General features: G+C 66.5%; 14 protein-coding genes and 1 pseudogene. 12 read left to right on the top strand and 3 right to left on the bottom strand.

Annotation, left to right across the window (positions count from 1 at the left end; all coding sequences use genetic code 11):
- The first annotated feature begins 12 nt into the window (after positions 1–12).
- The gene (locus CETAM_RS08035) at positions 13–828 is read left to right on the top strand and encodes a metallophosphoesterase family protein (protein WP_156228375.1); all 816 of its coding nucleotides are present in this window, start codon (positions 13–15) and stop codon (positions 826–828) included.
- A complete protein-coding gene (locus CETAM_RS08030; RefSeq protein ID WP_156228374.1) occupies positions 821–1,477 on the top strand; it encodes a 4'-phosphopantetheinyl transferase family protein in 657 nt (218 codons plus the stop codon). Before CETAM_RS08035 ends, CETAM_RS08030 begins: the two co-directional genes overlap by 8 nt.
- Here CETAM_RS08030 and truB read toward each other — a convergent pair.
- On the bottom strand, positions 1,474–2,367 hold the full coding sequence (truB, locus tag CETAM_RS08025; protein WP_156228373.1) for a tRNA pseudouridine(55) synthase TruB: 894 nt from the start codon (positions 2,365–2,367) through the stop codon (positions 1,474–1,476). The two genes, CETAM_RS08030 and truB, sit on opposite strands and share 4 nt — an antisense overlap.
- Before the next feature lie 29 nt (positions 2,368–2,396).
- Here truB and CETAM_RS08020 point away from each other — a divergent pair, with 29 nt between their 5' ends.
- The 5 genes from CETAM_RS08020 to CETAM_RS08000 all read left to right on the top strand — a co-directional run bounded on the left by CETAM_RS08020 (position 2,397) and on the right by CETAM_RS08000 (position 7,910).
- Positions 2,397–3,365, top strand: coding sequence for a bifunctional riboflavin kinase/FAD synthetase (locus CETAM_RS08020; protein WP_156228372.1), 969 nt, complete (start codon positions 2,397–2,399; stop codon positions 3,363–3,365).
- Between the two features lie 3 nt (positions 3,366–3,368).
- Positions 3,369–4,331, top strand: a complete 963-nt coding sequence (locus CETAM_RS08015; protein ID WP_156228371.1) for a nucleoside hydrolase — start codon at positions 3,369–3,371, stop codon at positions 4,329–4,331.
- Positions 4,332–4,463: 132 nt separating this feature from the next.
- Complete coding sequence (rpsO, locus tag CETAM_RS08010; RefSeq protein ID WP_156228370.1) at positions 4,464–4,733, top strand: 30S ribosomal protein S15; 270 nt, start codon at positions 4,464–4,466, stop codon at positions 4,731–4,733.
- Positions 4,734–4,925: 192 nt separating this feature from the next.
- A complete protein-coding gene (locus tag CETAM_RS08005) occupies positions 4,926–7,169 on the top strand; it encodes a polyribonucleotide nucleotidyltransferase (protein WP_156228369.1) in 2,244 nt (747 codons plus the stop codon).
- 99 nt (positions 7,170–7,268) lie between these two features.
- Positions 7,269–7,910, top strand: coding sequence for a M23 family metallopeptidase (locus tag CETAM_RS08000; RefSeq protein WP_197085697.1), 642 nt, complete (start codon positions 7,269–7,271; stop codon positions 7,908–7,910).
- 9 nt (positions 7,911–7,919) lie between these two features.
- On the opposite strand, the gene CETAM_RS07995 is transcribed toward CETAM_RS08000, so the two are convergent.
- Complete coding sequence (locus CETAM_RS07995) at positions 7,920–8,510, bottom strand: AMIN-like domain-containing (lipo)protein (protein ID WP_156228367.1); 591 nt, start codon at positions 8,508–8,510, stop codon at positions 7,920–7,922.
- Positions 8,511–8,549: 39 nt separating this feature from the next.
- The gene (locus CETAM_RS07990) at positions 8,550–8,954 is read right to left on the bottom strand and encodes a VOC family protein (RefSeq protein WP_156228366.1); all 405 of its coding nucleotides are present in this window, start codon (positions 8,952–8,954) and stop codon (positions 8,550–8,552) included.
- Positions 8,955–9,060: 106 nt separating this feature from the next.
- Here CETAM_RS07990 and dapB point away from each other — a divergent pair, with 106 nt between their 5' ends.
- The 5 genes and pseudogenes from dapB (at position 9,061) to CETAM_RS07965 (ending at position 14,323) form a co-directional block, all read left to right on the top strand.
- On the top strand, positions 9,061–9,807 hold the full coding sequence (dapB, locus tag CETAM_RS07985) for a 4-hydroxy-tetrahydrodipicolinate reductase (protein ID WP_156228365.1): 747 nt from the start codon (positions 9,061–9,063) through the stop codon (positions 9,805–9,807).
- Between the two features lie 5 nt (positions 9,808–9,812).
- Complete coding sequence (gene thyX / locus CETAM_RS07980) at positions 9,813–10,571, top strand: FAD-dependent thymidylate synthase (protein ID WP_156228364.1); 759 nt, start codon at positions 9,813–9,815, stop codon at positions 10,569–10,571.
- Positions 10,572–10,613: 42 nt separating this feature from the next.
- Entirely contained in the window at positions 10,614–11,522 is a 909-nt protein-coding gene (gene dapA, locus CETAM_RS07975) for a 4-hydroxy-tetrahydrodipicolinate synthase (RefSeq protein WP_156228363.1), read from the top strand.
- Between the two features lie 209 nt (positions 11,523–11,731).
- Positions 11,732–13,654: pseudogene (locus tag CETAM_RS07970) on the top strand (ribonuclease J); the annotation flags it as partial.
- Between the two features lie 42 nt (positions 13,655–13,696).
- Entirely contained in the window at positions 13,697–14,323 is a 627-nt protein-coding gene (locus CETAM_RS07965; protein WP_231587399.1) for a TIGR03085 family metal-binding protein, read from the top strand.
- The last annotated feature ends 79 nt before the right edge of the window (positions 14,324–14,402 follow it).

Below are 14,402 nucleotides of genomic sequence, written 5' to 3'. Positions count from 1 at the left end.
GGAGGTGCATCCATGACCACAACGCTGTGGGCCGTGAGCGACCTGCACGGCGCCGTCAAGGCCAATGTCGTCCGAATCGAGGAGATCCAGCCCACCGATCCTTCGGACTGGCTCATCGTCGCCGGTGACGTGGCGGAACGCACCGAGCTGGTGCTGCGCATACTCAAGCAGCTGCAGGAACGCTATGCCCGGGTGATCTGGGTTCCCGGCAACCACGAGCTCTTCTCTCGTTCCGCCGACCGCTACCAGGGTCGCGAGAAGTACACCGAGCTGGTCGACGGCTGCCGGGACATCGGCGTCCTCACCCCCGAGGACCCGTACCCGGTGTTCGACGGCATCACCATCGTGCCGCTGTTCACGCTCTACGACTACTCTTTCCGCGGCCCCGGCATGACCGTCGAGGAGGCCGTCCAGGCCGCTCACGACCGGCAGATCATGATGACCGACGAGTTCGCCATCGCCCCCTTCGTCGACGTCCGTGCCTGGTGCTGGGACCGGCTGGCCTACTCCATCAAACGACTCTCGCTCATCGAGGGACCCACCATCCTGATCAACCACTGGCCCCTCGTGCAGGAGCCGACGCTGGAGCTGCGCCACCCGGAGATCGCCCTGTGGTGCGGCACCCGGCACACCCGCACCTGGGCCGAACGCTACAACGCGCAGGCGGTCATCTACGGGCATCTGCACACGCCGGGGGAGACGTTGGTCTCCGGTGTGCCGCACATCGAGGTGTCCCTGGGGTACCCGCGCGAATGGGAACGCCACGGCCACCTCAACCCCTGGCCCTACCCGGTCAGGACCATCGCGGCAGGTGATCGAGATGCTTGAGTCGAGTCTCTTCCCCGAGGCCGCCCGCTTCTGTTATGTCATCACCGACAAACACGAGCCTGACCTGCAGAACTTCCACGGCCTGAATCCCCTCGAGCAGGCGCTGGTGTCGCACTCGGTGGACATCCGCAAGGCGGAGTTCGGCGACGCCCGGTGGTGCGCCCATCAGGCGCTCCACGACCTGGGCAGGTGTGAGGACGAACCCATCCTCCGCGGTGAACGGGGCATGCCCCTGTGGCCGGAGAACATCACCGGATCCATGACCCACACCGAGGGTTTCCGGGCCGCCGTCGTGGCCCCGAAGACACACGTCCGCTCCATGGGGCTGGATGCCGAACCCGCGGAACCGCTTCCCCGGGAGGTCATCAGCTCCATCGCGCGCCCGGGCGAGATGCCCCAGCTTGAACGCCTGCACTCCGAGGGCATCGAGTGCGCCGACCGCCTGCTCTTCTGCGCCAAGGAAGCCACCTACAAGGCGTGGTTCCCCATGACGCACCGCTGGCTGGGTTTCGAGGACGCGGAGATCGACATCCGTTCCGACGGTTCCTTCATCTCCTACCTGCTGACCCGGCCCACCCCGGTGCCCTTCATCTCCGGTCGGTGGATGGTGCGTGACGGGTACGTGATCGCTGCGACGGCGGTGACCTAGAGGGTCGAGGGGCGTGCCACGAAGACGGTGGACAGCCGATTGCCCTTCTCCCTGATGAGGGCGATCGCCCGCCCGTCGGGCGCCACGGCCGCGTGGGTGTCCGCCAGGCCGCGCGGTTCGAGCCACTTACCCATGGCCAGGGCGTCGGCCTCCTCGTCGGTGACCGGGAGGACGGGGAAGTTCCGGGTGAGCGCCTCGTCCAGTGAGAGCGAGAGCTTCGGGGAGGACTCGAGGGAATCGAGGGGTTGGGCGTCGGAAAGCAGGAAGGGCCCGACCGCGGTGCGTCGCAGGGCGGTGAGGTGCCCGCCGACACCGAGCGACTCGCCGAGGTCGCGGGCCAGCGAACGGATGTAGGTGCCTGAGGAGCAGTCGACGCTCACGTCGACGTCGAGGAAATCGCCCTCCCGGCGGAACTCCAGCACGTCGAAACGGGTCACCGTGACGGGCCGTTCAGGCAGGTTGACCTCCACCCCGGCGCGGACGAGCTCGTGGGCGCGGCGGCCGTCGATCTTGATGGCGCTGACCGAGGAGGGACGTTGCAGGATGTCGCCGCTCAGCGCCTCGACGCCGGCGCGTACCTGCTCCTCGCTTATCGACGCCGCGCTGGCCCCGCCCGTGACCTCCCCTTCGGCGTCGTCGGTGGTCGTGGACGCCCCGAGGCGGATGGTGGCGTCGTAGGATTTCGTGGCGGCGACCATGTGCGCGAGGAACTTCGTGCCCCGTTCGATGCCGACGATCAGCACTCCCGTGGCCATCGGATCGAGGGTGCCGGCGTGGCCCACCCGTCGGGTGGAGAAGTATCGACGAAGGCGGGCGACCACATCATGCGAGGTCATGCCCGCGGGCTTATCAACGACTACGAGTCCGGAACCGGCCAGGGGATCAGTCATATGGGCAGTCTATGCCGTAGTCTGTAGCGGTGATTGTTTGGCACGGAGTTGACGACATCCCCGCTGACCTCGAAGCATCGGTGGTCACCATCGGGGTGTTCGACGGAGTCCACCGCGGGCACCGCGCGCTCATCGAGAAAGCGGTTGAGGTGGCCCGGGTTAAAGGGCTGCCGTGTGTGATGGTCACCTTTGACCCGCACCCGCTCTCGGTGTTCGCGCCTGAGCGCACCCCGGTGCTGCTGATCCCCGTCGAGCAGCGGCTACGGCACGCGATGGAGCTGGGGGTCCACGGCGTCCTGGTCCTGGACTTCCGGCGCGAACTGGCGGGCATGGAGCCGGAGGAGTACTTCACCGTGCTGCTCCGCGACAAGCTCAGGGCGAAGGCGGTGGTGGTGGGGGAGAACTTCACCTTCGGCCGCAACGCCGCAGGCACCGCGGACACGATGCGGGAGCTGGGGAAGAAGTACGACGTGGACATCAACATCGTCGAACTGCTCTACGACGAGGACACCAGGATCTGCTCCTCGCAGATCCGGGAGTACCTCGGCGCCAGCGACGTCAAGAATGCCGCCTGGGCCCTGGGCCGTGATTTCATCGTCACCGGCGAGATCGTCCACGGTGCCGGCCGTGGTGGGCGCGAGCTGGGTTTCCCCACCGCGAACCAGTATTTCCCGGAGTCCGTGGCCCTGCCCGCTGACGGTGTCTACGCCGGCTGGTTCACCATCCGGGATGACCGCCCGATCGACGGCAACATGACACGGGATGTGCCGTACCCGGCGGCGATCTCGGTGGGCACCAACCCGACCTTCGGAGACGAACCGCGCAGCGTCGAGTCGTTTCTGCTGGACCGGGATGCCGACCTCTACGGGCACACCGCGGACGTCTCCTTCGTCGGACACGTCCGCGACATGGTGAAGTACAACTCGGTGGAGGAGCTGACCGCCGCCATCACCGCGGACGTGGAGAAGGTCCGGGAGATCCTCGGCATCAAGGAGTAGCCGGTGCGCAGGAAGATCATCCTCGATCTGGACACCGGTATCGACGACGCCCTCGCCCTGGCCTATGCGCTCGGCTCCCCGGAGCTGGAGATCATCGGCGTCACCGGCACCTACGGCAACGTGGCTGTGGACACCGGTGTGCGCAACGCCCTGGCCATCCTGGAGCTCTTCGGCCGCACGGACGTCCCCGTCCACGCCGGCCTTCCGTGCGCCCGGGAGTGTGACTCCTTCGAGGTCCTGGAGATCTCCGAATTCATCCACGGCGCCAACGGCATCGGCGGGGCGCAGCTGCCCGAGCCCACGACGGCCGCCGCCGAGGGCGACGCGGTGGAGTTCCTGGTCGAGTCCGTCCGGAAGTACGGCGACGAGCTCGTGATCGTACCCACCGGCCCGTCCACCACCATTGCCGCCGCCATCGAGGCCGACTCCTCCTTCGCGGAGAACGCCCGCATCATCATGATGGGTGGCGCACTGACCGTCCCTGGCAATGTGCGGCCCTGGGCGGAGGCCAACGTCCACCAGGACCCCGAGGCCACCGACCTGCTCTTCCGTCGAGCCCGGGACGTGACCATGGTCGGCCTGGACGTGACCCTGCAGACCCTGCTGACCACCCGGGAGACCGCCGTGTGGCGCAGCCTGGGCACCCGGGGCGGAACCTTCCTGGCCGACGCCGCCGACCACTACATCCGGGCCTACGAGACCACCTCGCCGCACCTGGGGGGCTGCGGCCTGCATGACCCGCTGGCCGTCGCCGTCGCCGTCGACCCGGGCCTGGTGGAGTTTCTGCACCTCAACCTCAAGGTGGACACACACGGGGAGACCCGCGGCCGCACCATCGCCGACGAGACCCGCCTGAACGATCCCGTGAAGACCGCCCGCGTCGCCGCGCTCGTCGACGTCGAGCGTTTCCTGGCCGAGTTCATGGGGCGGCTGACCGCGCTGGCGGAGAAGACCCCGGCAGCGTAGAGATTTGGCCGCTCCGCCCATCAGCGGGTAACGTTTCACCAGGCTTTGAAGCATCTGCGGTCCACAGCAGTTGCGCCCACCGGTCGCCCGGTGACATTTCATGTGGACTGAAACAAGGAAAAGAGAATCATCATGGCTCTGACCAGTGAGCAGAAGAAGGCCATCCTCGGCGAGTACGGTCTCCACGAGACCGACACCGGCTCCCCGGAGGCCCAGGTCGCAATGCTGACCAACCGCATCAACACCCTGACCGAGCACCTGAAGTTCCACAAGCACGATCACCACTCCCGTCGTGGCCTGCTGCTGATGGTCGGCCGTCGTCGTGCGCTGCTGAAGTACCTGGCCGGCGAGAACATCGCCCGCTACCGTGACCTGATCGCCCGCCTGGGCCTGCGTCGCTAACTGAGCTTTCCGACATCTCCATCACCCGCCCGCCGTTCGCACGGCAGGGCGGGTGTTGTCGTCTGTGCCCGGGCGTCGATAAGCGCCATATGACCGGCATTGCCATGCCTGGTAGAATGGGCCTTCGTTGTATCAAAGACAGCGCTTTCTGGCGGCATCGACGATCGCCAAACATTTTTTTCGAGGAGATACATGAACAATCCCGTGGCATTTCACGTGGACGAGGATTTCGGCGTCACTGAGGCAGCCGTCACCATCGACAACGGCGACTTCGGTTCCCGCATCATTCGTTTCGAGACCGGCCAGCTGGCCCGCCAGGCCGGCGGATCCGTCACCACCTACCTGGATGACGACAACATGATGCTGGCCACCGTGACCGCCTCCAACCAGCCGCGTGAGGGCCTCGACTTCTTCCCGCTGACGGTGGACGTCGAGGAGCGGATGTACGCCGCCGGACGCATCCCCGGTTCCTTCTTCCGCCGCGAGGGTCGCCCGTCGACCGACGCGATCCTCGCCTGCCGTCTGATCGACCGCCCGCTGCGTCCGACCTTCGTCAAGGGGCTGCGCAACGAGGTCCAGGTCGTCATCACGGTCCTCTCCCAGAACCCGGAGGACTACTACGACGTCGTCGCCATCAACGGCGCCTCCGCCGCCACCCAGCTCTCCGGCCTGCCGGTGTCCGGTGCCGTCGGCGGCGTCCGTATGGCGCTGATCGCCGACGACAAGCACCCCAAGGGCCAGTGGGTCGCCTTCCCGACCCACGAGCAGCGCGACAACAGCGTCTTCGAGATGGTCGTCGCCGGCCGCCTCGTCGAGCGTGAGCAGGGTCGCCACAAGGGCGAGGACGTCGCCATCATGATGGTCGAGGCCGGTGCCGGCGCGAACACGCTCGAGCGCATCAAGGACGGCGCCCCGGCTCCGACCGAGTCCACCGTGTCCGAGGGCCTGGAGTCCGCGAAGCCTTTCATCGCCCTGCTCTGCAAGGCGCAGGCCGGCCTGGCCGAGCGTGCCGCCCGGGAGCGTCGGGAGTTCCCGCTGTTCCCGGAATACTCCGACGAGGTCTACTCGGCCGTGGAGAAGAAGGCGGGCAGGAAGCTCTCCGAGCTGCTGACCATCAAGGGTAAGCAGGAGCGCGAGGACTCCACCAACGCCTTCATGATCGAAGTTGAGGACTCCCTGCGGGGCGCTGTCGCCGCTGACGACGCCTCCAAGCAGATCCGCGCCGCCTTCAACGCAGTGATGAAGCAGATCGTACGCACCAAGATCCTCACCGAGGGTTACCGTATCGATGGCCGCGGCGTCTCCGACATCCGTGACCTGGGCGTCGAGGTCGACCTGATCCCGCGCGCCCACGGCTCCGCACTCTTCGAGCGCGGTGAGACGCAGATCCTCGGCGTGACCACCCTGGACATGCTCAAGATGGAGCAGCAGATCGACTCGCTGTCCCCGGAGACGGCCAAGCGCTACTTCCACCACTACAACTTCCCGCCGTACTCCACCGGTGAGACCGGCCGCGTCGGTTCCCCGAAGCGCCGCGAGATCGGTCACGGTGCGCTCGCCGAGCGTGCCCTCGAGCCGGTCATCCCGTCCCGCGAGACCTTCCCCTACGCCATCCGCCAGGTCTCCGAGGCACTGAGCTCCAACGGTTCCACCTCCATGGGTTCCGTCTGTGCCTCCACCCTCGCCCTGTACAACGCCGGTGTGCCGCTGAAGGCCGCGGTCGCGGGTATCGCCATGGGCCTCGTCTCCGACGAGGTCGACGGCGAGACCAAGTACGTCGCCCTCACCGACATCCTCGGTGCGGAGGACGCCTTCGGTGACATGGACTTCAAGGTCGCCGGCACCGCCGAGATCATCACCGCGCTGCAGCTGGACACCAAGCTCGACGGCATCCCGTCGCAGGTGCTCTCGGACGCCCTCGAGCAGGCCCGTGAGGCCCGTCTGGCCATCCTGGAGACGATGGCCGAGGTCATCGACGCTCCCGACGAGATGTCGCCGCTGGCTCCGAGGATCACCAGCCTGAAGATCCCGATCTCCAAGATCGGTGAGCTCATCGGCCCGAAGGGCAAGATGATCAACTCGATCACCGAGGAGACCGGCGCACAGATCTCCATCGAGGACGACGGCACCGTCCACGTCTCCGCGATCACCGGCGAGGCCGTCGAGGCCGCGGTGGAGAAGATCAACTCCCTCGCGAACCCGCAGCTGCCGAAGGTCGGCGAGCGTTTCCTGGGCACCGTGGTCAAGACCGTCGCCTTCGGCGCGTTCGTCTCCCTGACCCCGGGCCGTGACGGCCTGATCCACATCTCGAACCTCGGTGGCGATGAGCGCATCGAGAAGGTCGAGGACGTGATCAACGTCGGCGACAAGATCCAGGTCGAGATCGCCGACATCGACAACCGCGGAAAGATCTCCCTGACCCCTGTCGAGGGCTAGGACTCCGCTTTCCGACGCCCCGGTCGCCCCTTCTCCGAGGGGTGACCGGGGCGTTTCCGGTTTCTCCGTCCCCGGTCATTCCGGGGCATACTCGGTGGTGTGACCGAACCCGAGGTACTCGCATTTCCTCTCACCGGCCGCTGGCTCGCGCGCAACAGCCCTGCCCGCCGGATCCCCAGCCACGGCAGTCACCTGATGGGCACCACCTATTCGATCGACCTCATCGGCGTCGACGGTCGTGGCAGGGCCGCGACCCGGGGGTGGGCGTCCGCCTTCGGGACGGAACCGCCGGAGAAGTTCCTCGGTTTCGGCAGGCCGGTGCTCGCCCCGGTCGACGGGACCGTGGTCGTGGCGCATGACGGCGAGGAGGATCATGCCGCCAGGCGTTCCCCGCTGACGCTCATTCCCTACCTGCTGAGCCAGCGTTCCCGGCTCCGCGAGGGCGGGATCACGGCGATCACGGGCAACTACGTCATCATCGACGCCGGTTTCTGCGGCCCCTACGTCACGCTCGTCCATCTCCGGCGGGGGTCGCTCCAGGTCGAGTCGGGTCAGCGGATCCAGGTCGGCCAACAGATCGGGGAGTGCGGGAACTCGGGCAATTCCACCCAGCCGCATCTGCATGTCCAGGTGACCGACTCCGCCGACTGGGAGACCTGCCGGGGGCTGCCGATGCTCTTCCGTTTCGGGGACGGCTCTGTGGGCATGCCGGACGAAGGTGAGATCGTCAGCCAGTGGTAGGGGCGGAAACTACCCGGGCAGATGCTCGACGTCGATGACCAGGCGGGTGGGGTTGCTCAGCAGGGTCACCGAGTAGGGGAGTTCCCGGTCGAGCCCGATGTAGCTTTCGGTGTGGCCCTCGAAGATACCCGTGTAGGCGACCTCGTTGACCACCCCTGCCCCCGGGTAGGTGCCGGGCTCGAAGGGATCCTCGATCCCGAGTTCAAAGGGGTAGGTGGTGTTGGTGATCACCACGTGCAGGAGGGCGTCACCCTCCACGTCCACGGGAAGGCCGGAGGCCTGCTGCATGGCTTCGTCCACGTAGTCGACCCGCCAGCCCGGCTCTTCACCGTCGCTCAGGTCGAAGACGACGCGGTCGAAGCCCTGGTGGCGGCCGCTCCGGATGTTCTCGAGCAGGGTCGGGTTCCCTGTCCCGGTCACCTCCCGTGTCTTGGGCGCCAGGTCCGGCTGGCCCAGGGGGCGTTCGGTGGCGGAGGCCTGGGAAGGTGGGGCGGTGTCGCTGCTCGGCGCGGTGTATCCGCCGCCGTCACCGCAGGCGACGAGCAGCAGAGCTGCGACGGTGAGGGCGACGGGGACGAGGGGGCGTCGATAAGCGGTCATGAATACATGATAGTTGTCATAACCGGTGGCTGTCGCCGGTTATGGCCCAATCGTTGTGGAAGGCTGCATCAGCTGGATGTAGTGGCCGCAGGTGTCATCCAGCACGGCGACGGTGACGGAACCGGCCTCGGTGGGCTCCATGACGAAGTGCACGCCGAGGTCGCGGAGACGCGCGTGCTCGGCGTGGATGTCGGTGACCTCGAACTGGGTGAACGGCACCGCGTCCGCGTAGAGGGCCCTGCAGAAGACCTGCGCCGCGGGGTGGCCCATGGGCTCGAGGAGCAGTTCGGGACCCTCGGGATGCTCCGGCGAGACGAGCGTCAGCCAGCGGGCACTGCCCTCGACGGGGATGTCGTGCCTGACCTCGAATCCGAGCCTGTCGACGTAGAAATCGCGGGCCTTGTCCTGATCCTCGACGTAGATCGAGGTGATGTTGATTCGCATGACCGGATTCTAATGACGAGCAGAGGGGAGTGCCGTGGAACTTTTCGGCGGGCGGGGGCCTAGACTGATACACCGGACAACTGCAGTGGACATCACAGGAGGAACCATGGCCATCAAGGTGGGAGTGCTCGGCGCGAAGGGACGTGTCGGTTCGGCGGTGTGCGACGGCGTGAACGCCGCAGACGACCTCGAGCTGGTTGCACAGGTCGATCAGGACGATGACCTCCAGATGCTCATCGACGCCGGCGCTGAGGTCGTCGTCGACTTCACCACCCCGGGTTCCGTGATGGGCAACCTGGAGTTCTGCGTCGCCAACGGAATCAACGCGGTGGTGGGCACCACCGGCTTCGACGAGGAGCGCCTCAACCAGGTACGCGAGTGGTGCGCCGCCGACGGTGCCGGCAACGTGCTCATCGCCCCGAACTTCGCCGTCTCCGCGGTGCTGGCCATGGCCTTCGCCAAGCAGGCCGCCCGGTTCTTCGACTCCGCCGAGGTTGTCGAGTACCACCACCCCCACAAGTTGGATGCGCCGTCCGGTACCGCCATCCACACCGCGCAGGGCATCGCCCAGGCGCGTCGTGAGGCCGGCCTGGGCCCCATCCCGGACGCCACCGAGCAGACCCTCGAGGGTGCCCGCGGCGCCGACGTCGACGGCGTCAGGGTCCACGGCATCCGCATGACCGGCATGGTCGCGCACGAGGACATCATCTTCGGCTCCCAGGGCCAGACCCTGACCATCCGGCAGGACTCCTATGACCGCACCTCCTTCGTGCCCGGCGTGCTCCTCGGCGTGCGCGAAGTGGCCGGGCACGACGGCCTGACCGTGGGGCTCGACGGCTACCTGGGGGTCTGAGTACCGTGGCGAAGCCTGTCGAGCTTCAGGTACAGCTGATCGCGGCGACCCGGTTCACGCCGCCCCCGGGGGTGGACTGGTCCGCCGACGCCACGGCGACCGACGCCGAGGCGCTCGTCGAGTTCGCCGGTCGCGCCTGCTACGAGTCATTCGACAAGCCCAACCCGCGCACCGCGGCAAACGACGCCTACCTCCGTCACATCATGGAGGTCGGCCACGCCGCACTTCTCGAGCACGCCACCGCGACGCTCTACGTCCGCGGCATCTCCCGCTCAGCCACCCATGAGCTGGTCCGCCACCGGCACTTCAGCTTCTCGCAGCTCTCCCAACGTTTCGTCCATTCGGACGAGGCCGAGGTCGTGCTGCCGAAGCTCATCGCCGACGATCCGCAGCTGGCCACGCTGATGCTGCGGGCGGTCGACGAGTCCCGTTTCGTCTACCAGGAGCTTCTCGACGCCCTCGAGGAGCGGCTCTCCGATGAGCCGAACGCGCTGCTGCGCAAGAAGCAGGCCCGCCAGGCGGCCCGCAGCGTGCTGCCCAACGCCACCGAATCCCGCATCGTCGTCACCGGCAACTACCGTGCCTGGCGGCACTTCATCGGTGCCCGGGCCACCGAGCACGCTGACGTGGAGATTCGTGCCCTGGCGGTGTCCTGCCTGCGTCTGCTGGCAGAGCAGTCCCCGGTGCTGTTCGCGGACTTCCAGATATCCCGGCTCTCCGACGGCACCGAAATGGCCGTCAGCCCCTACGCCACAGACTTCTAGAGATTCCCCCAGAGGAAAGGTAAGCAGGTACCCTTGACCACCATGAGTACAGGTTTGACAGCGAAGACCGGAGCTGAACACTTCGGCACAGTCTCCGTCGCCATGGTCACCCCCTTTGACCGTCACGGCGCCCTCGATATCGATGCCGGCCGTCGTATCGCCGCACATCTCGTCGACAACGGACTTGATGCGCTGGTCCTCGCCGGCACCACCGGCGAGTCCCCCACGACCACGCTGGCGGAGAAGATGGATCTGCTCAGGGCGGTGAAGGAGGAGGTCGGCGACCGCGCGAAGCTCATCGCGGGTGCCGGCACCAACGACACCGCCGCCTCTGTCGAACTTGCCCGGGCCTCCGCCGAGGCTGGCGCTGACGCGCTGCTGGTGGTCACCCCGTACTACTCCAAACCCAGCCAGGAAGGTCTCTACCAGCACTTCTCGGCTGTCGCAGGCGCCACCGACCTGCCGGTGTGTCTCTATGACATTCCGCCGCGTTCCTCCATCCCGATCGCACCGGACACCCTCCGCCGACTCGCGGAGATCCCGAATGTACTTGCGGTTAAGGACGCGAAGGGTAACATGGGGGAGTCTGCACTGCTCATGCGTGAGACCGGTCTCGCCTACTACTCGGGTGATGATCCGTTGAACATCCCGTGGCTGTCAATCGGTGCCACAGGTTTCATCTCCGTGGTCGGACATGCCGCACCGCGTGCCCTGCGTGAGCTGTACACAAGTTTCGAGGAAGGCGACCTCGCCCGTGCGCGGGAAATCAACGCCACTGTTCTTTCACCGCTGATCGCCGCTCAGGCCCGCCTGGGTGGTGCCAGCATGGCCAAGGCTGCTCTGCGACTGCAGGGCTTTGAGGTGGGGGATCCGCGTCTTCCTGTCGTCGCTCCCGACGAGCAGGAGATCGAGGGCCTCCGCCGTGACATGGAAAAGGCTGGAGTCCTTTAAATATGACTGAATCCCGTAATCGTGCCCGGAAGGTTATCCGCAAGGCGGGTCCGCCGGAGACCGAGAGCTCTACTGAAACACCGGTCTTCCAGGCACCGACACCGGAGACGAGCGGTTCCGAGGCCCCTGCATCCGCCAAGGATGCACAGGATAAGGGTGCCCAGGACTCTGACAACACCTCCCGCACTTCCGGCCGCTCCCGCAGCGGCTCCGGTCGGGGCCGTGGTGGTCAGGGAGGTCGTGGTGGCCAGGGCAACCGTGGCTCCCAGGGGAACCAGGGTGGCCAGGGCAACCGTGGCTCCCAGGGGAACCAGGGTGGCCAGGGCAACGAGCAGGGAGGTGGCCGCGGGCGTCGTAACGTGGTCAAGTCCATGCAGGGCGCTGACCTGACCAAGCGTCTGCCGACCCCGCCGGCGGCACCCCGTAACGGTCTGCGTATCTACGCACTCGGCGGCATCTCCGAGATCGGCCGCAACATGACGGTCTTCGAGTACAACAACCGTATGCTCGTCGTCGACTGTGGCGTCCTCTTCCCGTCCTCGGGTGAGCCGGGCGTCGACCTGATCCTGCCCGACTTCGGCCCGATCGAGGACCATCTCGACCGCATTGACGCACTGGTGGTCACCCACGGTCATGAGGACCACATCGGTGCCATCCCGTGGCTGCTCAAGCTGCGTCCGGACCTGCCGATCCTGGCCTCGCGCTTCACGCTCGCGCTCATTGCGGCCAAGTGCAAGGAACACCGCCTGCGCCCGAAGCTCATCGAGGTCAACTCCAAGTCCGATGAGAACCGCGGCCCGTTCAACATCCGTTTCTGGGACGTGGACCACTCGATCCCCGACTGCCTGGGTCTGGCCATCAAGACCGGCGCCGGTCTGGTGATCCACACCGGTGACATCAAGCTCGACCAGCGACCGCCGAGTGGTCGTCCCACCGACCTGCCGGCACTGTCCCGCTTCGGTGACGAGGGTGTGGACCTCATGCTGTGCGATTCCACGAACGCCACCACCCCGGGTGTCTCGCCCTCGGAGTCCGAGATCATCCCGACCCTCAAGCGCCTGATCGGCGAGGCGAACCAGCGCGTGATCTTCGCGTCTTTCGCCTCCAACGTCTACCGCGTGCAGGCTGCCATCGACGCGGCCGTGGCCACCGGCCGCAAGGTCGCCTTCAACGGCCGGTCGATGATCCGCAACATGGAGATCGCCGAGAAGCTGGGATACCTCAAGGCCCCGCGCGGCACCATCGTCTCCATGGACGACGCGTCCAAGCTGGCCCCCCACAAGGTCCTGCTGATCACCACCGGTACCCAGGGCGAGCCGATGGCGGCACTGTCGCGCATGGCGCGTCGCGAGCACCGCCAGATCACGGTGCGTGACGGCGACATGATCATCATGTCCTCCTCGCTCATCCCGGGCAACGAGGAGGCGATCTACGGCGTCATCAACATGCTGTCCCAGATCGGCGCAACCGTTGTCACCGGCAGTGACGCCAAGGTCCACACCTCCGGCCACGGCTATTCCGGTGAGCTGTTGTTCCTCTACAACGCCGCGCGTCCGAAGAACGCCATGCCGGTCCACGGTGAGTGGCGCCACCTTCGTGCCAACAAGGATCTGGCGATCTCCACCGGAGTGGATCCGGAGAACGTGGTCCTGGCCCAGAACGGTGTTGTCGTCGACCTCGTCGACGGCCGCGCCAAGGTCGTCGGCCAGATCCCGGTGGGCAACCTCTACGTCGACGGAACCACCATGGGTGACATCGACGCCGACATCCTCGCCGACCGCACCAGCCTGGCCTCCGGTGGCCTGATCTCCATCACCGCCGTGATCGACAACCGCACCGGCCGCCTCATGGAGTCCCCGACCGTGCAGACCAAGGGATTCTCCGATGATGCGCCGGCCATGATGCCGGAGGTCCGCGAGCTGGTGGAGAACGTGATGAACGATCTCGCCGCCGAGGGGGAGAACGACCCCTACCGCATGGTGCAGCAGCTGCGTCGCCGCATCGCCCGTTTCGTGGAGCAGAAGTGGCGCCGTGAGCCGATGATCCTCCCGACGGTCGTCCCGATGAGCTCTGATCTGGACCAGACCATCGACGACGATGAGGTCAACGTCTCCGCACGTCCGTCGCTGTAGTTCCTTCTCCACACATGCACCCCGGCACCTATGCTGGGGTGCATGTCTTTTTCCTCCGTTGAACGCGCCCGCCTCGCCGACCTGCTCATTGAGCTCGGCCCCGACGCCCCCACCCTCTGCGAAGGGTGGGACACCCGCGATATGGCGGTGCACCTCTACCTCCGTGAGAACCGGCCGTTGGCCGCCGTCGGGATGTTCGTGCCGGGGTTGTCCGGACTCCTGGCCAAGGCGAGCGCCAGAGCGGGGGAGCGGGACTACGCTGAACTGGTCCGGGACTGGGCGGCGGGCCCGGGGAGGTTGAGTCCGGTCAGATACATCGACCGCTTCATGAACACCGCGGAGCATTTCATCCACCACGAGGACGTCCGCCGGGGCGACGGCGTGGCCCGTCCCCGGGATTTCAGCGCGGTGGTGCAGAAGCAGCTGAATCAGATTCTCTCGTCTTCGGCGCCCAGGTTTCTCCGGAACAGTGCCACTCCGGTGATCCTGCACCCGACCGGTTTCCCACGCATCGTCGCGGCGGATCAGCGGGGGGTGAGCGTCGACGGAGAGAACGTTCTGCGGGTCTCCGGCAATGTGGGGGAGTTGCTGTTGTGGGTTTTCGGCCGCGACGCCGTCGAATTGACATTCGAGGGCAATCCCGAAGATGCCCACCGATCAAGCCTTTGACCTTGACGTTGGCAAAACTCCATTTACCTGGGTGTCCGGAGTGGCTGATGTGAATAGTGTGGCGTGAGGAACTACAGTG

It is taken from the genome of Corynebacterium comes, from assembly GCF_009734405.1.
Lineage (GTDB): Bacteria > Actinomycetota > Actinomycetes > Mycobacteriales > Mycobacteriaceae > Corynebacterium > Corynebacterium comes.
This window is presented reverse-complemented; position numbering and strand designations above follow the sequence as displayed.